This is a genomic window from Nocardioides sp. CCNWLW239, from assembly GCF_037137035.1.
Taxonomy (GTDB): domain Bacteria; phylum Actinomycetota; class Actinomycetes; order Propionibacteriales; family Nocardioidaceae; genus Nocardioides.
The window spans coordinates 361,207-382,178 of sequence record NZ_JBBBNW010000004.1; the positions used below are offsets into that span (position 1 = coordinate 361,207).

At 70.5% G+C, this 20,972-nt stretch carries 17 protein-coding genes; 9 read left to right on the top strand and 8 right to left on the bottom strand.

Going from position 1 to position 20,972, the window contains the following annotated elements:
* On the top strand, nt 1-1,368 hold the full coding sequence (locus WBG06_RS18765) for an O-antigen ligase family protein (protein WP_336738473.1): 1,368 nt from the start codon (nt 1-3) through the stop codon (nt 1,366-1,368).
* Entirely contained in the window at nt 1,361-2,386 is a 1,026-nt protein-coding gene (locus tag WBG06_RS18770; protein ID WP_336738474.1) for an acyltransferase family protein, read from the top strand. Before WBG06_RS18765 ends, WBG06_RS18770 begins: the two co-directional genes overlap by 8 nt.
* Here WBG06_RS18770 and WBG06_RS18775 read toward each other — a convergent pair.
* From WBG06_RS18775 to WBG06_RS18790, 4 genes are all read right to left on the bottom strand, one after another.
* Nucleotides 2,362-3,249 (bottom strand): glycosyltransferase family 2 protein, encoded by an 888-nt coding sequence (locus WBG06_RS18775; RefSeq protein ID WP_336738476.1) that lies wholly within the window; start codon nt 3,247-3,249, stop codon nt 2,362-2,364. The two genes, WBG06_RS18770 and WBG06_RS18775, sit on opposite strands and share 25 nt — an antisense overlap.
* 11 nt (nt 3,250-3,260) lie before the next feature.
* Nucleotides 3,261-4,907, bottom strand: coding sequence for a hypothetical protein (locus WBG06_RS18780; protein WP_336738477.1), 1,647 nt, complete (start codon nt 4,905-4,907; stop codon nt 3,261-3,263).
* Nucleotides 4,908-4,918: 11 nt separating this feature from the next.
* Nucleotides 4,919-5,542, bottom strand: coding sequence for a hypothetical protein (locus WBG06_RS18785; RefSeq protein WP_336738478.1), 624 nt, complete (start codon nt 5,540-5,542; stop codon nt 4,919-4,921).
* Between the two features lie 127 nt (nt 5,543-5,669).
* Nucleotides 5,670-7,967: a hypothetical protein gene (locus WBG06_RS18790; protein WP_336738479.1), complete on the bottom strand. Its 2,298-nt coding sequence runs from the start codon at nt 7,965-7,967 to the stop codon at nt 5,670-5,672.
* A 207-nt stretch (nt 7,968-8,174) separates the two neighbouring features.
* Here WBG06_RS18790 and WBG06_RS18795 point away from each other — a divergent pair, with 207 nt between their 5' ends.
* Nucleotides 8,175-9,308, top strand: a complete 1,134-nt coding sequence (locus WBG06_RS18795; protein WP_336738480.1) for a right-handed parallel beta-helix repeat-containing protein — start codon at nt 8,175-8,177, stop codon at nt 9,306-9,308.
* On the opposite strand, the gene WBG06_RS18800 is transcribed toward WBG06_RS18795, so the two are convergent.
* The gene (locus tag WBG06_RS18800) at nt 9,295-10,776 is read right to left on the bottom strand and encodes a lipopolysaccharide biosynthesis protein (protein WP_336738481.1); all 1,482 of its coding nucleotides are present in this window, start codon (nt 10,774-10,776) and stop codon (nt 9,295-9,297) included. The two genes, WBG06_RS18795 and WBG06_RS18800, sit on opposite strands and share 14 nt — an antisense overlap.
* Entirely contained in the window at nt 10,773-11,894 is a 1,122-nt protein-coding gene (locus tag WBG06_RS18805; protein ID WP_336738482.1) for a glycosyltransferase family 4 protein, read from the bottom strand. The genes WBG06_RS18800 and WBG06_RS18805 overlap by 4 nt, the downstream gene beginning before the upstream one ends.
* A gap of 159 nt (nt 11,895-12,053) precedes the next feature.
* Here WBG06_RS18805 and WBG06_RS18810 point away from each other — a divergent pair, with 159 nt between their 5' ends.
* From WBG06_RS18810 to WBG06_RS18820, 3 genes are all read left to right on the top strand, one after another.
* A complete protein-coding gene (locus WBG06_RS18810) occupies nt 12,054-12,803 on the top strand; it encodes a CDP-alcohol phosphatidyltransferase family protein (RefSeq protein ID WP_336738483.1) in 750 nt (249 codons plus the stop codon).
* Nucleotides 12,803-14,698: a glycosyltransferase gene (locus WBG06_RS18815; RefSeq protein WP_336738484.1), complete on the top strand. Its 1,896-nt coding sequence runs from the start codon at nt 12,803-12,805 to the stop codon at nt 14,696-14,698. The genes WBG06_RS18810 and WBG06_RS18815 overlap by 1 nt, the downstream gene beginning before the upstream one ends.
* Nucleotides 14,699-14,890: 192 nt before the next feature.
* On the top strand, nt 14,891-16,111 hold the full coding sequence (locus WBG06_RS18820) for a Cmx/CmrA family chloramphenicol efflux MFS transporter (RefSeq protein WP_336738485.1): 1,221 nt from the start codon (nt 14,891-14,893) through the stop codon (nt 16,109-16,111).
* Here WBG06_RS18820 and WBG06_RS18825 read toward each other — a convergent pair.
* Nucleotides 16,073-17,314: an HNH endonuclease signature motif containing protein gene (locus tag WBG06_RS18825; RefSeq protein WP_336738486.1), complete on the bottom strand. Its 1,242-nt coding sequence runs from the start codon at nt 17,312-17,314 to the stop codon at nt 16,073-16,075. The two genes, WBG06_RS18820 and WBG06_RS18825, sit on opposite strands and share 39 nt — an antisense overlap.
* 441 nt (nt 17,315-17,755) lie before the next feature.
* Between WBG06_RS18825 and WBG06_RS18830 the strand changes: the two genes are divergently transcribed.
* From WBG06_RS18830 to WBG06_RS18840, 3 genes are read left to right on the top strand one after another with little or no spacing between them, the layout of a single operon-like run.
* Nucleotides 17,756-18,934, top strand: coding sequence for an MFS transporter (locus WBG06_RS18830; RefSeq protein ID WP_336738487.1), 1,179 nt, complete (start codon nt 17,756-17,758; stop codon nt 18,932-18,934).
* 11 nt (nt 18,935-18,945) lie between these two features.
* Complete coding sequence (locus WBG06_RS18835) at nt 18,946-19,074, top strand: hypothetical protein (protein ID WP_336738488.1); 129 nt, start codon at nt 18,946-18,948, stop codon at nt 19,072-19,074.
* Nucleotides 19,075-19,079: 5 nt separating this feature from the next.
* Nucleotides 19,080-19,802 (top strand): DUF1963 domain-containing protein, encoded by a 723-nt coding sequence (locus WBG06_RS18840; RefSeq protein WP_336738490.1) that lies wholly within the window; start codon nt 19,080-19,082, stop codon nt 19,800-19,802.
* 34 nt (nt 19,803-19,836) lie between these two features.
* Here the strand turns inward: WBG06_RS18840 and WBG06_RS18845 are convergent, their stop codons facing one another.
* Nucleotides 19,837-20,952, bottom strand: a complete 1,116-nt coding sequence (locus WBG06_RS18845; protein ID WP_336738491.1) for a DUF1972 domain-containing protein — start codon at nt 20,950-20,952, stop codon at nt 19,837-19,839.
* Between the last annotated feature and the right edge of the window lie 20 nt (nt 20,953-20,972).

Consider the following 20,972-nt stretch of genomic DNA (forward strand, 5'->3'; position numbering starts at 1 on the left):
ATGGCCGTCGTGACGGCGGTCCGCGCAGGGTCTGCGAAGCGGAACGTACGCGCCGACCGCACCGGCTGGGAGGTGCTGACCGCGCTGCTGGCCGGGGCCGCGGCGGTCCTGGCCGGGACCAACTACACCCTGGTCGGCGGGCTGACCGTCGGCGGACTGATCGGCGCGGCCCTGGCACCGATCTGGATCCAGGAGGCCCGCCGCTATCGCGGTGTGATCCTGGGTGGCGTACTTCTTCTTGCCTGTCTCGTCTCCACGCTGGCGCTGTCGACGTGGCGCGCGGCGACGCATCCGCCGACCGAGGCCGGGTTGCTGACCGAGCTGCTGCCGGTGATCTCGGCCGTGCTGTGCGTGGGAGCGTTGCTGTGGGCGCAGCGGGTGCTGTCGCCGGGGGCCGTGGTGTGCCTCTACGCAGTCGGCTCGTTCATCACCGTGACGATGAGGCCCCAGTTCGCCGAGGAACCGTGGCGGTTCGGGTTCTCGATCCCGGCGACGATGCTGCTCCTGGGGGCGTGCCAGCTGATCAAGCGGCGGCCCCGGAAACAGCTCGTGGCCGAGCTGGTCGTGATCGGGGCGCTCAGCGTGGTCGGCGCGCTGTCCGGGGCCAGGTCGATGAGCGCGTTCCTGCTCATGACCGCGGTGCTGCTCGTGTGGCAGCACCGGCCGAGGACGGCGAAGCGGACCACCTCCGCGCTGCTCTCCCTGGTGCTGGTCGGCGCTCTCGGGCTGGGCATCTACAAGTCGCTCGAGGAGGCCGCCCTGGAGGGCTATCTCGGCGCCTCGGCTCAGGAACGCACCGTCGAGCAGACCCAGACCGCCGGCTCGCTCATCCTCGGCGGCCGGCCCGAGATCGGGGCCACCGTGGCCCTCATGATCCACGAGCCGTTCGGCTACGGCGCCGGCACCATGGCCACGCCGAGCGACATGCAGGCGGCCAAGCAGGGCATGTCCCGTCTGGGGTACGACCCCGACAACGGCTACGTCGAGCACTACATGTTCGGCACCCGGATCGAGGTGCACTCGCTGATCGGCGACCTGTGGATCTGGTTCGGTCTCGCCGGGCTGGTGCTGTCGGGGTGGCTGCTGTGGCTCGCCACCATCTATCTGGGCCGCAGCATGTCCCACCGCACCGGCACCGCGCTCGGCATCTTCCTCGCCCTGCAGCTCGGCTGGAACCTCTTCTTCGGCCCGATCATGAGCTCGCTGCCGCCGCTCGCGCTCGCGCTCGGGGTGTTCCTGCTGCAGCGCGAGGAGGCCGACACGGCCCCACCACTACGGAAGCCACCGACGAAACCATCGCGGCGGCGCGGCCGCCGCGACCAACGAGCCCGCCGCCGCTACCTCGCCGGAGGGCCACAGCGTGCGTGAAGGGTGGATCGACTCCGCGCGCGGCCTGGCGATCATCCTCGTGGTGCTCTTCCACGCCGTGATCAATCTCGACCTGGTCGGCCTGGCCGGCCCCTGGTCGCGGCTGGCCTACACCCTCGACACGTTCCGGATGCCGCTGTTCTTCTTCCTCGCCGGGCTCCTCGCTCCCGCGCTGCTCGCCCGCCCGCTGCGGACCGTGCTGCGCACCCGATGCCTGAACCTGATCTACCTCTACGTCCTGTGGTGCCTGCTCCTCGGCACCTTCCGCGGTCTCCTGCCGCATCCGCCGCCCGACGCCTTCGCGTCCCTCGCCCGGATCCTGATCGAGCCCAACGTCTACCTCTGGTTCCTCTACACGCTCTGCCTGTTCACGCTGGTCGGCTGGCTGACGCGACGGCTGCCCGCCTGGCTGGTCGTCGGGACCGCGTTGATCTGCTCCGCGGTCTTCGCCTCCGGTCTCGTCTCCACCGGCGACGTCCCCTGGGACAAGACGTTCCGCTACTGGTTCTTCTTCGTGCTGGCCTCCCGCACGGCACCTGCGGTGCGCTCGATCGTGCCGCGGATGCGGCCGGTCCACGTGATCGGGGTGGGGGTGGCGTACGCGGTGGTGCTGGGGTTCTTCCTCTACGTCGCCGACGACAGGATCATCTTCGTCCGGCCGATGCTGGGCCTGCTCGCGGTCGCTGCGGGCTGCGGGCTCGGAGTGATGATCGCGCAGATCCCCCCGCTCGGGTTCGTACGCCATCTCGGCACCCGCACGCTCCCGATCTACGTCGTCCACGCCTTCCCGGTCACCGCAGCAGCAGCCCTACTGACCGGCGGCGACCCTTCGACAAGCTCAGGACATCCCATCGACTGGCCACCAGGCACCGGGCTGGTGGCCGTTCCCCTGCTGACCCTCGTCGCGATCCTGCTGGCACTGGGTCTCGACCGGCTGATCACCAGCCGCATCCGCGGCATCTTCGACGCCCCCTTCACCCGCCGACCCGGCAGTCAGCGGGCGTACTCGACCACGTAGGAGCCCCAGGCGCCCCGGAGCATGCCGACGCCCCGAAGCAGGGTGCGGGTGCCGCGGGCGTGGTGGGTCTGCGAACCGGTGAGCCGCCCGAGGACGATACGGGCGGAGCCGCCGAGGACGCGTACGAGGCTGCGGGCGGTCGCGCGCAGCCGGGCGACCGGACGCAGGCGCGCGGGAGCCAGGTAGACCTGGGCGCGGGAGTCGGAGTTGCCGATCCGAGCCGCGCGGGCGCGCACCCACTCCCGGGTCGCGCGGTCGGCGGGCACCAGGTCGTGGACCGGGGCCTCGTCGCACCACACGATCCGTGCACCTGTCGCGGAGAGGGTGCGGGTGAAGACGGTGTCGGAGCCGCCGGAGAGACCGAAGCCGAGGTCGAAACGCAACCGCCCGACCTGGCGCATGTCGAGAAGAAGGTTGTTGGTCGCGGCGGTGGTGACGACCGTGCCGGTGGGGTGCCGCAGCCGGACGAAGAAGCCACCCGCGGCGATCCACGGGTCCAGCTCGCCGTCGACGCGGGAGACCACCGGTCCGACGACGGCTGCGGCGCCCGTCTCCTGCTGACAGGCGAGCAGGGTCGGTAGCCACGACTCCGACGGCTGCTCGTCGTCGTCGATGAAGACCACGACCGCCTCCGGACCGGCCTCGTCCAGCGCCCGGTTGCGCGCCGCGGCGATGCCGGGGGTCGGCTCGTGGACATACCGCACCCGTACGTCACCCCCGGCCGCCTCCGCCACGGCATCGGACGCGGTCGGCCGCTCGTCGTTGTCCACCACCAGCAGCCGCGCGCCAGGAACCTGGTCGAGCTGGGTCCGGAGCATGCCGATCGCCTCAGCCAACCCCTCGGGGCGCCGGTAGGTGAGCATGCAGACCCAGATCACTTGATGGTGACCGTCACCCAGTCGGAGCGCGAGACGTTGCCGAGCGGGTCCACGGCCTCGATGCGGTATTTCTGCGCCGAGCGGCTCGGACGGCCGGTATCGGTGAAGGTCATCGCGGCGTGCTTCCAGAACGGGGCCGTGACCTTGACTGTCTTGATGGGCGTGGAGTCCATCGACCCGCGGTAGAGCTTGTAGGTGACGGTCGCGTTGTCCTTGTCGGGGTTGCCCGGCCACTTCAGCGTGGCCTTGCCCGCGGAGGGCGAGGAGCCGGTCAGGGCCCAGGCAGCGCCCTTCCGCGTCGGACCGACCTTGTTGGGGGCGATGTCCTTGACGGCGAACCGGACCAGCCCCTGCTGGGCGATGCCGTTGACCTTGAGGAACTCACCACCGAACAGCACGTACTTGCCGTTGGCGGTCACGGTCCAGGTCGACTGCTTGGCGCTGGTGAAGGTGCCGTTGGTCCACTTCGGATACCACTCCAGGAACTCCGGGCGAGGGGTGCCGGGGTGGTCGGCGTAGCCGTACTTGTCGTCGGCGGTGTTGGTGCCGCGTACGTCCTGGGTGGTGGCGGTGGCGTGGTACCACGACCGCGGGTTGGTCTCCGGGAAGCCGCCGGAGGTGTCGCAGCCGTGCTTGTGGCTGGCCTGGTAGACCACATCGGCGGTGGGCCAGACGGCGTAGGTGTCGCCGTGGCAGTCCTCGAGCCAGGTCAGCTTGCCGGTGGCCCAGTCGGCCTTGAAGGAGCCCTCGATGTTGCCGGCACCGCCGTAGTTGTAGCCGCTGCCGTAGAAGCTGGTGCCGTCGGACTCGAGCGAGAGGATCGCCGCTTCGGTGCCGCCGTTGCGGATCTCTGAGTTCACCGGCAGCGCCAGCGACGTGCCCGTGGCGACCTCGATCCGGGCCAGACCGTAGCCCGGCTTGGAGGAGCCGTTGACGCTGGTGAAGGCACCGCCGATCACGATCTTGGTGCCGTCGGAGGAGACCACGATGTCGTTGACGTTGCCTCCGGCGAGCTTGGGGTTCATCGGCAGCAGCCCGGTGCCGGTATCGGTGGGCTTGACCGCTGCCACCTTCGTGCGCGCGGTGTTGTCGGCCGAGGTGAACACCCCGCCGTAGAAGACGGCGGTGGACGTCGCCGCGACCGCGTTCGTGGTCGAGTTGAAGATCGGCCGGAAGCTGGTCACCTTGCCGGTGGCGAGGTCGATCGCGGCGGCCCGGTAGCGGTTCACCCCGTCGACCTGGGTGAAGCCGCCCGCGACGTAGAGCAGCTTCTTGTCCGGCGAGAGCGCCAGGTCCTTGACCTGGCCGTTGAACTTCGGCGCGAAGCCGGTGACCAGCTTCCCGGTCGAGAGGGTGTAGGCCAGCATGTGGGACCGGGCCGACTCGCTGGTGCCGGCCGCAGCACCGGTCGGGCGGGCGGAGGTGAAGTTGCCGCCCACGTAGACGGTGTCGCCGACGATCACCTGTTTCCAGGCGACGCCGTTGATCTGCACGGTCGGAAGCACGTCGGCGGAGACCGTCTTCGGCAGGTCGGGGTCGGTCGGCGCGGTGTCCGCGGAGGCGGAGGTCACCGAGGTCACCAGGGTCAGGCTCGTGGCCACGAGCGCCAGAACAGCGAGGAACGGCTTCATCACATCTCTCATCGTGGGGAGGGTTATCGCTGCGGGCGTCCCTTGAAGACCACCACGTCGGCGCCGTTGCCGAGATCGAGCTCGACGCGGACAGGGCGGGCCTTCTCGGGGATCTGGAAGACGTAGACACCCGTGGCTGACGTGCCGTCGGCGACCGAGGCCGGGAACGGAACCTCGCCGTCGGAGGCGACGCTCACCGCCGGAGTGCGCTCCGGGCCGTAGTAGGCGTTGACCACCCCGAGCGCCAGGTCGAGCTTCTTCCCGGTCTGGTTCGTCACCTTCACGGTGATCTCGAGCGCAGGACCGCCGACCTCACCGGGCAGGCTCGCGGTGGCCTGGACGGCATCGATCTTGGCCAGCCGGGCCGTCACCCCCGGGGCCGAGGTCGCCTCGGCCTTCAGGCCGACCGCGCGGTTGCCGTCCGTCGGCTGCCCAGGATCGGCGCTCGACGGGTCGGCGGCCGGATCGGTCTCCCGCTCTGCCGGAGTCGCCGTCGCGGATGGCGCCGCGGCCACGACCGAGTCCGAGCCGGCGGTGTCCGGCCCGGACGGGTCACGCACGATCAGGGCGACTGCGACGCTCACCAGGACGACGGCGACGACGGTCGCCGCGACGTACATCCTCGAACGCGGGACGTGACTGAGCATGGGGGATCTTCCGCGGGCGGGTCGGACAGGCTTCGAATCGGAGACGGTGCATTCAAGCCCATGTCGGCCAGGCGTGGGTGGATCCGGACGCGCACTCACCAAGATCGGGTACGCATCGGTGGACGGTCTACGGCTCGACGACCTTCAGATCGTCGTAGCTCACCCGGACCGGCGTGGTGCCGATCGTCGAGGAGCCGAAGCCGCGCAGCATCACGCCGCCCGGGACCTGGTTCGCCGCTGTCGAGTCCGTGAGCTCGTACGTCCATCCCGACGGCTCCGCCGAGCCGGCCGGCCACACCTTGGTGCGCACGGTCGCCGGCGCGATGCCGGTGACCTGGAGGCGCACCATCAGCCGGTCGCCGGCAGCGACGCTCAGACCCTGGACCACGTTGGCGCCGACGACCGGGGTGCCGCTGCGTACGAGATGGACTCCGACGGTGCCGTCCGGGTTGAACCGGAGCCGGGAGGCGTAGTGGTCGGCGCCGGAGACGCGCGCGCCGAGGATCGACCAGACGTAGCCCGCGTCGGGGAGCCTGTCGACCGCGACGCTGACGGTCGCATCGACATCGGTCGCCGAGACCTCGGCGAGCCGGGAGTCGGTGGTCCCACCCGGGACGACCGAGTGCTGACCACGGCCGTCGGCGACCGAGAAGTTGGCCGCGGTGCCGGTGCTGCGGGTCCAGGTGCCACCGGCGTCAGCCGTGCCCCAGCCACTGGACTCGGCGCGCTCGAAGGCGTCCTCGGCGAGAGTGTCCTCGGCCGGAGGGACCGGCTCACCGGCGACGTCGACGATGACCCACTCGGTGGGCGAGGTGTTGCCGAATGCATCCTCGGCCACGACCCGGTAGCGCTGCGTAGTGCCCGGCGGGGCCTCGGTGTCGACGAAGCTCTGCGTGGTCTGCTTCCAGAACGCCGCCGTGACCGGGGCGGTGTGGATCGGGGCGACATCGGTCGAGCCGCGATAGATCTTGTAGGTCACCGTCGCGTTGTCCATGTCGGCGTTGCCGGGCCAGGTCAGCTTGACCTGGCCGTCGGCGGGCGAGGTCGCGGCGAGCCCGAACTCGGCGCCGGACAAGCCCGGGCCGACGTCGTTGGGCGCGATCTCCTTGACCGCGAACCGGACCAGCCCCTGCTGGGCGACCCCGTTGACCTTGAGGAACTCGCCTCCGTAGACGACGTAGTCGTCGTTGGCAGACACGGTCCAGGGCGCCTGGTTGGACCCGGTGAAGGTGCCGGGTGTCCACTTCGGATACCACTCCAGGAACTCCGGACGCGGGGTGCCGGGGTGGTCCGGGTAGCCGTAGATGTCGCGGGTGTTGGTCCCACGTACGTCCTGGGTGACGGCGGTGGAGTGCTGGAAGCTGCGCGGGTTGGTCTCCGGGAAGCCGCCGGAGTTGCCGCAGTAGTGCTTGTGGCTGGCCTGGTAGACGACCTCGGCGGTCGGCCAGATCGCATAGGTGTCGCCGTGGCAGTCCTCGAGCCAGGTCAGCTTGCCGGTGGCCCAGTCGGCCTTGAAGGTGCCCTCGGTGTTGCCGCCGCCGCCGTAGTGGTAGCCGCTGCCGTAGAAGCTGGTGCCGTCGGACTCGAGCGACAGGATCGCCGAGTTGGTGCCCCCGTTGCGGACCTCCGAGTTGACCGGCAGTGCCATCGACGCACCGGTCGCGACCTTGATCCGGGCCAGGCCGTAGCCCGGGTTGGAGGAGCCGTTGACCGTGGTGAAGTTGCCGGCGATCACGATGTCGGCGCCGTCGGGCGAGACCACGAGGTCCTGCACGGAGCCGTTGGAGACTGTCGGGTTCATCGGCAGCAGCTGGGTGCCGGTGTCGGTGGGCGCGACCGCCGCCACCTTCGTACGCGCGGTGTTGTCGGCGGAGGTGAAGACCCCGCCGTAGTAGACGGCGTCGGCGGTCGCGGCGACCGCATTGGTGGTCGAGTTGAAGATGGGCCGGAAGCTGGTCAGAGCGCCGGTGGCCAGGTTGATGGCGGCGCCGCGGTAGCGGTTGACGCCGTTGACCTGGGTGAAGCTGCCGGCGAGGTAGAGCAGGGACTTGTCGGGCGAGAGCGCCAGATCCTTGACCTGACCGTTGAGCGTCGGCGCGAAGCTGTCGATCAGCTCGCCTGTGGAGAGCCGGTAGGCCAGCATGTTGGCGCGCGGGGTCTCGTTCGTCCCGGCCGCGGCGCCCGCCGGCCGTGCGGAGCTGAAGTTGCCGCCCACATAGACGATGTCACCGACGATCACCTGCTTCCAGGCGACCCCGTCGATCTGCACCGTCGGAAGTACGTCGGCCGAGACCGTCTCCGGCAGCGCGGGGTCGACCGGAGCGGTGTCCGCGGTCGCCCCTCCCGACATGGCCAGGCTGCCCGCTCCGAGAACAGCCGCGACTGCGCCGGCTGCGAGCAGACGCCACTCGTGAATCCGCGTCATCATCCATCCCTGCCCAAGGCGGCCACCTCGGCCGCGACACGCGAGTGTCGCGGACACCGCCACGATCCGTCCGCTGATCGCCCTCCCCATCCCCTGAATCGGGTATGTGTGGCGTGGCGTAGCCCGGCAGCAACACCCGTGCCGGCCGGTTGGTGCAGAATCCGGATCCATCAGCTGGTCGCACCGTCCCCAGGAAGGCGTACGTCTGTGGCTGTCCCGCCCCGGGTTCTGCTCGGCATCTCCACGGTCGCCACCGTGGTCGCGATCGGCTCGACGTACGCGCTGACACCGGGTCCCGCTGAGGAGCCGGCGGCGCGTGCGGAGAGGAACTACGCGAACCTGCCGCCCGACGACTTCGGCGGCCCGGCGACCCTGACGCCCTCCCCGTCGATCTCCCCGTCGGCCTCGCCGTCAGCTTCCTCGAGCCGCTCGACCACGCCCTCGGCGAGCCCGTCGCCGAGGAAGTCCGCGACCGGCTCGGCGAAGCCGAACCGGTCCGGCGGCGACCGGCACTCCGGCCAGGGGCCGCGCACCGGCGAGCCGCTGGGTTCACCGCCTCCCGGGCCTCGCCCGCCCGGGTCGGGCGGCACCGGCGTACCTCCGAAGAAGGAGCTGCGGGTCCACCGCGGTGACCTGGTGATCAAGACCGCCGGGAAGGTGGTCGAGGGTGTGGAGGTGCACGGCCGGATCCGTGTCGAGGCGCCGAACGTGACGATCCGCGACACCGTGGTGATCGTGCCGACCGGTTCGGAGACCTTCGGGATCTCCAACAACAACGACCACGGTGCCGGGATGCTGATCAGCAACGTCGAGGTGCGGGCGGCGAACGCCGCACCCGGCGTCAACGGGGTGGTCGGCCACGACTTCACGCTGGAGGGCTCCGAGATCCACCACGTCACCGACCAGGTGCACATCACCGGCAGCAACGTCACGGTGCGCGACAACTGGTTTCACGACAACTACCACGTCGAGAACGACCCCTATCAGGGCGGCGGCGCCTCCCACGACGACTCGATCCAGATCATCGGCGGCGGCAACATCACGATCGCAGGCAATCGCTTCACCGGTGCTTACAACGCCGGCGTGCAGATCACCCAGAGCATCAGCGACGTCGACGGGGTCACGATCCGCGACAACCTGCTCGGCGGTGGCGGCTGCACGGTCAACATCGCCGAGAAGGGCCGCGGACCTGTCGGTGGCATCGTGATCCGCGACAACCGGTTCCTCAGCGACCAGCGCATCGACGGCTGCGCGATCATCCACCCGTCGACCACGAAGGTCACCCACTCCGGCAACGTCTGGGACGACACCGGCCGCCCGGTCGCCCTCAGCCGCGGCTGAGGCGATCCTCGATCGCGCCGCGCACGGTCACCGCCAGCGAGATCACGTCGCGGCGGATCGACGGGACCAGAAGCAGGACCGCGTACGCCGCGACCCCGGCCAGCGCGCAGACCGGCGCCGTCACGGCAGGGTTCTGCCCGTGGAGAGCGGCGGCGGTGGCGTAGGCGGCGGCCGCGACCGATCCCGCGACCAGCAGGATGCGGGCCGCGCCCAGGTAGAGCCGGCCGACGTGGAGCTGCGTGCGACGGGAGAGCCACCACAGCGACAGCGGCCACTCGAGGAGATGCGCGATCGCGTAGCCGGCCGCGACGCCGGTGATCCCGTAGCGCACCCCGACCAGGATGCAGATGACCTTCAGGGCCGAGGCGACCAGCGTGTAGTGACGCAGCTCGGTGGTCAGCCCGTGGGCGAGATAGACCCAGTAGCCGACATAGGCCAAGGTCTGGAACAGACCGCCGCAGGCGAGCAGCGCGAAGACCCCGGCGACGTCCCAGCCGGGACCGAGGAAGAGTGCGCAGACCGGGACCGCGGCACCGGCGACCAGCCCCAACCCGGCGCAGAGGCTGTAGCCGAGCGCGAGCTGGCCGCGCTCGACGAAGCGCTGGGTGAGCGCAGCGTTGTCGCGGATGCGGCTCAGGACCGGCAGCGCGACCGTCGTGGTGGGGCTGCGCAGCTGACCCAGCGGCGTCATCAGCAGCTGCCAGCCGCGGTTGTAGGTGCCGAGCTGATGGGCGCCCAGGCGGGTGCCGATCAGCACGGAGTCGATGTTGTTGGCGGCGTAGTTGATGAGCTGCGTACTCGCCAGGGACCACCCGAACCTCACGAACCCGCCGATCTCGCCGCCGCGTCGTGGCCATCCGGGGAGCCAGCCCGCGCAGGCCCCCGCGACGCCCAGCCCGGCCGCGCTCTGGACGAGCTGCTGGACGACCAGGGCCCAGTAGCCGGCACCGTTGGCGGCCGCGTACGCCGCGACACCCAGCGCCAGCAGCGGCCCAGCGGTGTCAGCTGCGACCAGTCGGGTGAAGAGCATCCGTCGGGTGAGGTCCGCGCGGTACTGCGCAGCCATGCCGTTGAGCCAGAACATGCCCGCCATCGCGACGGTCAGCGAGGTCAGGGCGGGTTCGTCGTAGAGGGCTGCGATGAGCGGAGCGACCGCGACCGCGATCAGCGAGAGCGCGGCGCCGATGCCGGTGTTGAGCCACCACAGGTTCGACTGCTGCACGCGGGTGAGCACCGTGGCCTGGACGGCGGCCGTCGAGAGCCCGAGGTCACGGAAGATCTCGGCGAACGCGATGACCGCCAGCACCATCGCGACCAGCCCGTAGTCGCGGGGGCTGAGCAGCCTGGACAGGATGACCACGGAGGCGACCTGGACCAGGATGCGTACGCCCTGACCCCCGAGGACGACGAGACCGCCGCGCGTCGCGCTTCTGCCGAGTCCGGAGTGGGGGTTGCCGATCACCTTCACCCGAGGACCTCGGCAGCGATCTCGTCGCGGTAGCGCTCCGCGCCGAAGCGCTCCTCGGCGTCCTTGCGGCCCGCCGAGGCGAGCTCGGCGGCGAGAACGGGGTCGGCCGCGAGCCGCTGGATCGCCGCCGCCAGGTCGCGCGCGTCGCCGGGAATCGCGAGCAGCCCGGTCTCGCCGTCGGTCACGATCTCCGCCAAACCCTGCACGCGGCTCGCGACCAGCGGGCGCTCGGCCAGCAGCGCCTCGACCGCGACGTTGCCGAAGGGCTCGACCCGGGACGGCACCAGCACGACATCAGCCTGCTCGAGCTCACGGGCCGGTTCGTCGACGTAGCCGAGGAACTCGACGCTGCCCGCCAGGTCACTGTCAGAGGCCCGGGAGCGGAGCTCCTGCTCGAACCACTCGTAGCCCGCGAACACCGAGCCGCACACCCGCAGCCGCGCGTCGATCCCGCCGCGGCGCACCTCGGCGAGCGCTTCGAGGGCCACGTCGGTCCCCTTGCGCGGCGAGAGCCGCCCGACCAGGACCAGGCGCAGGGGTCCGTTCGGCGTCCGGGTGCGTGCCGCGGCCACGGACTCCGGCCCCGGAACGCCGTTGTAGACGACGGTCGTACGCCGCCCCAGCACCTTCACCGTGCGGGCGAGCACATTGCGCGATGCCCGCGAGTTGGCCACCACGCGGGTGGCCACCAGGAGCGGAGCGGTGAGGGCGAGACGTACGGGCATCGGCTGGTCGTCCTCGGCCTCGTGCACGTGGCAGACCACCGGAACCCGGGCCGCGCGCCCGACGACGATCCACCACGGGATCGTCACGGTGTTGACGAGCAGCCGACTCGGCCGGACCCGCCGCCACAGTCGCACCGCGCGCACCCAGAAGACCATCAGCGCCGCGGCCAGCCGGAGGAGCCCGGTGGGGCTGAGGTAGGCCTTGCGCAGCACCGGGAACGGCATCACCTCGACCCGCGCGCCGGCGGCCTCGAGCAGCGGGACCAGAGGACCGTGCTCGGGCACGACGACTGTGACCTGCCCGGCCGCCCGACGAAGCCCGTGCACCGTCTCGACCAGCTGAAGATCGGAGCCGTAGACGTCCGGCGACGGGTGGGCGACCAACAAACGCATGATGAGCAAAGGTAGGCCACCCGAACGGCCCGGGCCGAAGGTCCTGGCACAGTCCTCCCCAGATCTGGGGAGCGGACGGCCTCGAGCGACCACAGCGGAAGCGAGCTCGTCTAGGGTCCCGCTGTCACTCCCCCACGTCACAGCGAAGCAGGATCCAGCATGGCCGCGACCGGCGCCGAACGCGCCCCCGGCAGGTTCCGTACGCACCTGGAGGCGCTGGGGCAGGCGCAGAAGCCCTCGCTCAACACCGCCGCCTACTCGCGGCTGGTCAACCGGCCGGCGGGCCGGGTCGTCGCCGCGGCCGCGCACACGCTCGGGGCGACACCGAACCAGGTGACCGCGGTGAGCGCCGCGCTCTCGGCTGCGGGGCTGGCGGTGCTCGCGCTGGTCGAGCCACGGTGGTGGACCGGGCTCGTGGTCGCGGTGCTGCTGGCTGCGGGCTACGTGCTCGACTCCTCCGACGGCCAGCTCGCGCGATTGCGGGGTGGCGGGTCGCGCTCGGGCGAGTGGCTGGACCACACCATCGACTGCTTCAAGACCGCCAGCCTGCACCTGGCCGTGCTGGTGTCCTGGTATCGCTTCGGGTGGGTCGCCGACAGTTGGCTCCTGGTGCCGCTGGGCTTCGAAGTGGTTGCCGTGGTGACGTACTTCGGGCTGATCCTGATGCCGACCCTGCGCCCGGCTCCGACGGCTCTCGGCGCGCCATCGGTGGCGGTCCGCGAGCACCCGTTGCGCACGTGGGCGCTGCTGCCGATGGACTACGGCGCGCAGTGCTGGATGTTCGTGCTGCTCGGCTTCGGGATGGTCTTCACCTGGACCTACGCGCTGGTCTTCGCCTGCAACGCCGCCGCCCTGGCCCTCGCGCTGCGCAAGTGGTGGCGTGAGCTGCGCGTGCTGGACGGGTCGTGATGGGCGACCTCTCCCGGCTTGCCGTGGTCGTGGTCGGCTACGGCGACCCTTCGCTGCTCGAGCGCCACACGGCCCCGGTCGCCGCGGCACTCCGGCCCGCGCGGATCGTCGTGGTCGACAACCACTCGACCGACGCCAACCGGGCCACGGTCCGCGCTCTCTGCGACCGCGAGGGCTGGACCGGCGTCTTCCCCGGCTCCAACACCGGCTTCGGCGCCGGCTGCAACCTGGGCGCCGCGGCCGCGCTGGCCGAGGGCGCCGAGGTGCTGCTCTTCCTCAACCCGGATGCCACGATCGATGCCGAGTCGGCCGTACGCCTCATGGCCGCCGTCGAGGCCGAGCCGCTCCTCCTCGCCGCGCCGACCGTGCTCGGCCCGGACGGAGAGGTCGCCTCCGCGGGTGTCGACCTCGACCTCGACACCGGGACGATGCGCCCCTGGCGACGTCGTGCCGAGCACCCCGGCGCCGCGACGCTCCCTTGGGTCACCGGCGCCTGCTTCGCGGTCACGCGTGAGCTCTGGGAGCGGCTGGCCGGCTTCGACGAGCACTACTTCCTCTACTGGGAGGACGTCGACCTGTGTGCCCGGGTCCGGGCCTTCGGCGGCCGGGTCACGGTCGTCGACGGAGCCGCCGCCGTCCATGCCGGCGGCGGCACCCAGCGCGCCGAGGGGTCCCGCGCCAAGTCGCCGGCCTACTACTACTTCAACGTCCGCAACCGCGCCCTCTTCGCGCGGACCTGGCTCAGCCAGGAACGCGAGCGGGCCTGGCGTCGTGGGGCGGTCGGGGCCGCGTACGAGATCCTGATGCGGGGTGGGCGCCGCCAGCTCCTGCACCCCGTGCGGCCCCTCTCCGCGGTCGCTCGAGGGCTTCGCGACGGCCGCCGCGACCGGCCGGTCCGGGTCCTGGAGTCGGTCCGCGAGCTGCGCGCGACGACCAACCCCTACATCGTCCAGCTCATCGAGACCCTGGGACGGCGCGACGACACCGACGTCATGCTGTTCGGCTTCGCCCGGGCGATCGCGGGCCGCTACGACGTCTTTCACGTGCACTGGCCCGAGCTGCTGATGACGTCGGCGAGTACGCCGCTGCGCCGCCTGGCCCGCCGCCTGCTCACGACGGCGTTCGTCGCCCGGCTGCGGCTGACCAGGACCCCGGTCGTACGCACCTGGCACAACCTCGCCCGCCCCGACGGCCTGTCCCGCTGGGACCACCGGCTCCTGGACGCCCTCGAGCGCCGCACCCGGCACGTCATCCGGCTCACCGACCAGACCGCTCCCCCGCTCGAGGTGCCGACCTCGACGATCGTCCACGCCCACTACCGCGACTGGTTCGAGCGGATCGAGCCCGCCGCCGAGGTCACCCCGAACCCGCGGCGTGCCCTCTACTTCGGCCTGATCAAGCCCTACAAGGGCGTCGAGCAGCTCCTGGAGGCGGTCGCCGACAGCCCCGAGGCAGACCTGGACGTACGCCTCGTCGGATCCCCCACCGACCCCGACCTCGAGGCTCAGGTGCGTGCCGCGGTGGCCGCCGACCCCCGGGTGAGCGCCGACCTGAGCTACGCCGACGACGCCACCCTTGCCGCCGAGATCGCCGCGGCCGCCCTGGTGGTGCTGCCCTACAAGGCGATGCACAACTCCGGTGCTCTGCTGCTCGCCCTTTCCCTCGACACCCCGGTGCTGGCGCCCGACAACGAGGTCAACCGCCGCCTGGCCGAGGAGGTCGGTGAGGGCTGGCTCCATCTCTTCGAGGACACCCTCACCATCGACGACCTGGAGCGCGCACTGAAGTCCGTCGCCACCGACCCACCGGCCGGCCGACCTGATCTGTCGGCACGAGAATGGCCCCGGTCGGCCGAGCTGCATGCAGCTGCGTTCCGGGCTGCGCTTCTGCCCTGACGGGCACCGGCTACCATCGGAGCCATGTCGAGTCCCGAATCGGACAGGTCGGGGGCTGCCGGTCACACCGCCAGCCCCGTGAAAATCTGAGCATTCCGCCCGCGATCTGAGCGGGCGTGCTCGGCCTGCCCCGGGCCACCGGCCGTGGTGACCAGAAGGACCATCTTCTGACCACTCACCTCGGAGCACTCGATGCCTTTCGCCCTCTACATGCTTGCCCTGGCGGTCTTCGTCATGGGCACCTCGGAATTCATGCTCGCGGGCCTGCTGCCCGCGATCGCCACCGACCTCGACGTCACCGTCGGCACCGCAGGACTGCTGACCTCCGCCTTCGCCGTCGGGATGGTCGTCGGCGCACCGCTGATGGCTGCCTTCGCCCGCCGCTGGCCCCCGCGTACGGCGCTGCTGGTCTGCCTGCTGCTGTTCGCCGCGTGCCATGTGATCGCCGCGGTCACCTCCCAGTTCCCGATCCTCCTCGTCGCCCGGGTGCTCAGTGCCCTCGCCAACGCGGGCTTCCTCGCGGTCGCACTGTCCGCGGCGACCACACTGGTGCCGGACGACAGGAAGGGCCGCGCCCTCGCCATCCTGCTGTCCGGTACGACGATCGCCACCGTCGTCGGCGTTCCCGCCGGAGCCCTCCTCGGCGCCGCCGCCGGATGGCGCACGACGTTCTGGGCGATCTCGCTCCTGTGCGTCCCCGCCGCGCTCGGCATCCTGCGCGGCGTCACGGAGACTCGAAGCCGAGCCGATGACGGCACCGGTTCGCCGAGGCTCCGCGCCGAGCTGGCTCAGCTGCGTTCGCGCCGTCTCCTCCGCGCGATGACCCTCGGTGCCCTGGTCAACGGCGCCACCTTCGCCGCCTTCACGTTCCTGGCGCCGGTGGTGACCGAGACGGCAGGACTGGCGGACGTCTGGGTCTCCGTGGTGCTGGTGATGTTCGGCGTCGGGTCGTTCTTCGGAGTCACGGTCGCAGGACGGCTGTCGGACACCAGGCCGGTCCTGGTGCTCGCCATCGGCGGCCCCCTGCTGCTGGCAGGCTGGATCGGGCTCGCCCTGAGCGCGTCGAACCCCGTGCTCCTCGTCGCCCTCGCCCTGGTCCAGGGAATGCTGTCGTTCGGCGTCGGCAGCACCCTGATCGCGCAGGTGCTCTACGCCGCCTCGGCCGCCCCGACGATGGCAGGCTCGTACGCCACCGCCGCCCTCAACATCGGCGCCGCGGCAGGCCCCGTCCTCGGCGCGCTCGGGCTCGCGGCCGGCGTCGGCAGGCTCGCACCCGTGTGGGTCGCAGCCGGTCTCACCGCCCTCGCTCTCGTGGTCATGCTCCTGTGGAAGCCGAGTGGTGGTCTCGGTGAGACTCGTGGTGCGCGCTTGCACTCAGGATCGTCTGGTGAACCGGATCGTGCCGTCGGGTAGCCGTTCGTGGGTGAATCCGGGCGCGTGAGCGAGCCGGTGATGATGCGGGCACAACAACACCCCGTCTTTGAGATTGGTTGTCCCTCCGGCGGCCCAGGGGTCGAGATGATGGGCATCGCACCATTCCGGTGGCATGTCACACCCCTCGGCTTGGCAGCACTTCTGCTGCAACCGGAGCGCTTTGCGCTGGATGGGCTGGAAGAACCTGCTGGCCCGGCCGGCGTCGAGCACTTCACCGTCGCTGCCGAGGACCCAGGGGATGATGGTGGCGTTGCAGGCCATCTTCCTGGCTTCGGCGGCGGTGATGGTGGTGCCGTTGGTCTCGTCGAACCCAAGGATGGCGGTCCCGAGCTCTTTGCGGAGATCCTCGAGGCTTATGACAACGTTGACGACAGTGGCGTCGCCACCGTGTCGGGGCAGTGCGGTGGGGTCGATGGTCTCGAGCAGCCGGGTGAACCCGTGGCCCAGGAGCCGTTCCCACGGCGGCAGCGCCGCACCCTTCTCCACCAGCTGCTGCTTACGCGGCTGGGCGTAGGCCTCGACCATGGTCTTGAACCTGATCCCTGCCGCGACCGGCAGCACACCTTCGAACCCGACGGTGCCGTCGTGGTTGTCCCAGATCCGGAGCGCGGTCTTCTGCAGCGCGCGTTGCTCTTCGGCGAGGAGTGCTTTGGCTTCGGCTTCGTCGAACCGGATCGGGTCGACCCGTTCCAGGATCCGTCGCCCAGCGATCCGGAGCTGGTTGGCGGTCAACCGGCAGGCTTCCTCGACCAACAGCTTCTCCGCCAGGACCAGGTCCTCGCGGGTGGCGATGGGGGCGGTGTCGATCGCGTCGAGGGCACGGGCGATCGCTTGGGCCTTCGCCTCGGAGAGTTCCCCGGCTGCGAGGCTGGCGGCGACCAGGTCGTATCTGTCCATCGCGCCGGCGAGCTTGATCTGGGACCGGGCCACGCCTTTGTCGACCAGGAGTTCTGCCCGCATCCAGGCGGAGGCGTCCTTGTCGCCCGTCTCAGCGGCGATGTCAGCAGAGGCACCCAGGATCCTCAGCTTCAACGCAGCCTGTCGCGCCTCGGTCTTGGCCAACCAGGCCAGCATCGCCTTCTTCTGGGAGGTGGACCAGTAGATCGGGTCCCGGTCGAGGAGTTCCTCGAGGGAGGCGTCGATGATCGATGTGGTCGCGTCGATCCCGCTGTCCAGACTCATCGTTGCCTCCTCCTGTCCGAGGTGTTGAGAGGCGTGTCGTGATGGGTCTGATTCTACGCTCAGATTGGATACCTAACCATCCATAGATGCAGGTCAACTGTGGTTTTCGCGGTGAGCGTACGGTCTCGTTCCTGTGGATGGTTAATGGCCCGACGGGCCACCCTCTGGCCCGCGAGACTCTGCCCCTCCGAACACGTTTCGCCTCCCGGCCACACCCGGGCCGCCGTCCCGATAGCCAGCCAAATCTTTCTCGACGAGCGCCGGTGTCAAGGATCGCCGCAGGCGACCGGCGAAGCCGGCGGCCGCAGGCCGTCCTTGACTCCGGGGCTCGTCGAGAAGACCGTAGAAGAAGGGTCGGCGGCCCAGTCCAACCCACAAGAAACGCCCCGGCAGGGAGGTCTCGACAAGCTCGACCACCGAACCGATCACTAACCTAAAGAAGTGCCCCACCCCCCACCCTGGATCTCGATCGCCTCGTTCGTGAGCAGCTTCGACAGATTCGTCGTGAGCCCGATCCTGGTCCTGGTAGCGACAACCTTCGACGTCTCCGTCGGACAAGCAGTAGCGATCGCCAGCGGCTACTACCTCGCCTACGGCCTGTGCCAACCCCTCTGGGGCGCCCTGTCGGACAGATTCGGACGGGTCCGCCTGATGCAGTGGGCACTCGTCGGAGCAGGGATCGCCGGCCTGATCTCAGCCGCCGCACCGACCCTGGCGGTCCTGGTCGCCGTACGCGTCGTCGCGGGCGCTTTCTTCGGCGCGATCGTGCCGACATCGCTGACGTACGTCGGCGACACCGTCGACGCGACGCATCGACAGCGTGCCCTCTCCGACCTGATGGCCGCGATGGCGGTCGGGACAGCGCTGGCCGCGGCCGCGGCGGGAATCACCGGCCAGGTCTTCGGGTGGCGGGTCGTGTTCGCCGTGCCGGCGCTCGTCGCCCTGGCGAGCGCCTGGGGTCTGCGTTCGCTCGCGGAGCCGCCCCGCGCCGGCACCCACGGAATCGGTGCCGCGTTCAAGGCCGCGCTGAGCAACCGTTGGGTGCTGGTCGTCGGGCTGCTCGTCTTCGTCGAGGGCGGCCTCGTCCTCGGTGTCCTCACCCTCCTCGCCCCCGCCCTCCAGGCCCAAGGAGTCGATGCGGCGCGAGCGGGGCTCGCGGCGGCTGCGTACGGCATCGCGGTCCTGCTCTCCGCCCAGGCCCTCAACGCCCTGACCCGGCGGCTCCCCCGCTGGGCGCTGATGGGGATCGGTGGTGTCGCGCTGACCATCGGGTACGCCGCGGCCGCGGTGAGCGTCTCGGTGCCCACGATCGTCGGCATCGTGGTGATGCTGGGGGTCACCTGGGCCTTCCTGCACACCTCGCTGCAGACCTGGGCCACGTCGATCGTCCCCGAGGCGCGCGGCACCGTCGTGGCCTGCTTCGCCGCCTCGCTCTTCATCGGCAGCTCGATCGCCGCCGTCATCGCCGGCCCGGCAGCCGACCACGACGAGTGGCGGACACTTTTCACCGTCTGCGCGGCGACCGCCGCCGTTCTCACCGTCGCCTGTGTCCTCGCCTACCGCACCTACACCACCCGCGAACCCGCACCATCGCCCGCTGACATCGCCACCGACGTCTGACGTGCCAGCTCGTGGCGATGCTTGCAAGCGCTGCGGAGGCTTCCCCCGGTCTGCTTCCCCCGGTCTGGGTGATGCTGGCAACCGAGCTCATCGTCATGGCCGACGCCGGGAGCTCGGCCCTGGATACTCTGCGCGAGTGAGATCGATGCATCCGTTCCGCGACCTTGCTCGCGAACGCGGCATAGCGCTCGACGAGGTCGAACGATGGCTCGAGACGACCACGCGCCCGTGCGCGAGTCTGGGCGGATCGCCGGACGGGCCGGTGGCCGGACGGTTCGGCGGGCTGCCACCGATGCCCGAGGACGAGCCCGTCCCAGACCTGCCGTTCCTGGCCGTCGTCGATCTCGCGGCCGTCCCGCCGGATGCGACAGATCTCCCGTTGCCGCGCGACGGCACGATTCTCTTCTTCGCGGACACGTCCGGTTCCGTCCCGTGGACTCGCCGCGACTGGTTCCGGCTCCTGTATGTCCCGGCCGGAACGCCGGTCTCCGAACGCGGCCCGATCGACGAACAGAGGCGGCAAGTCCACCCGCCACACGACCTCCACCTGGCGTTCGATCCCTCACTGCCCAACCGCGGCGACCACTACAGCGACACCTTCCGGCACGGTGATGAGCTGGGCGAGGTGTGGTGGGACGTCTCGGGTGACCTACAGACGGGTGGACAGGTGCAGATCGGCGGCTACCCCTGGGTCTGGAACAAGGATCCCGTGCATGAACACCACCACGGGCCGGACGACTGGGTGCTGTTCGCGGAGCTCGCGACGGACGAAGGCCTCCTGGGCAATGTCCATTGGGTGATCCGGCGGGACGACCTGGCCGCTGGCCGCTTCGCTACGGCTCGGGCCAGCTACGACACCGGCGGATGACGCGCCTCGTGAAGGCGCGTGGACCTCGCCCTGGTCAGCGCAGGTGCGCGCGGATCAGCGCCTCGTACTGGTCGGTGATCCGGCCCCAGGTGAACTCGGCGGAATGCCGGGCACGGGCGGCCGCGGAGAGCGACGCCGTGAGCTCGGGCTCGGACAGGAGCCGCTCCAGCGCGGTGACGATCCCGGCCTCGTCGGAGAAGTACAGCGCCGCACCGGAGGCGACCCAGCGGTTGTAGCGGTTGTCGTGGGCGATCACGGCGTTGCCGCAGCCGAGCGCCTCGACCAGGGACGGGTTGGTGCCACCGACCTGGTGCCCGTGGACGTACGCGACGGAGTGGAAGCGCAGCGCCGAGACGATGTCGGTGTCGTAGATCGCACCGAGGAAGACGACCTCGTCGCTCGCCGCCTCGAGGACGGCGCGCTGGTAGTCGTCGGCGGGATCGTAGGAACCCAGCACCACCAGCTGCTTGCCCCAGCGGCGACGGGAGAAGGCACGGACGACCTCGAGGATGCTGTTCTCCGGCACCGGGCGGGCGACCAGGGTGAGATAGGAGCCCGGTTCGAGACCGAGGTCGAAGACCGGCCACTCGGGTGCGTCGAGCACCCGCGGAGCGCCGTACGCGATGGTGGTGATCTTCGTCGTCGGCACCCGGGTCGCCAGATGGCGGGCGATCTCGGGATGGTCGGCGATCAGGTGGTCGCCCAGCCAGCAGGCGGCGCGCTCCTGCGTCCACAGGAACGCCTTCTCCGGGCCCGACCAGCGGGCCCGCTTCCACTCGATGCCGTCCATGTTGATGATGTTGGGGACACCTCGGGAGCGGAGCACGGTGTTGAGCATGCCCGTGTTGTAGCCGAACGTGACGCACACGCTGCCGTCGCTCGCGGCCTCGCGGGCCGCGTGCCGCACCGCGCCGACGTCGAACTCGATCGTCCCGCGCGGACCTGCGTGCCGGGCGGGTACGTGGACCCGCTCGATGCCCTTCCACGAGTCGGTGCGCAGGTCAGCCCCGGGGTCGTCGTCCTGGCAGTAGACGACCACGCGCCAGCCGCGGTCGGCCAGGTCCAGCCCGATGTTCTCCACCGCGGTCTCGAAACCGCCGTGGGCAGCCGGGACCCCACGGGTCCCGAGCATCCGCACAGTTGGGGTCACGTGGGGTTGACTCCTGTTGA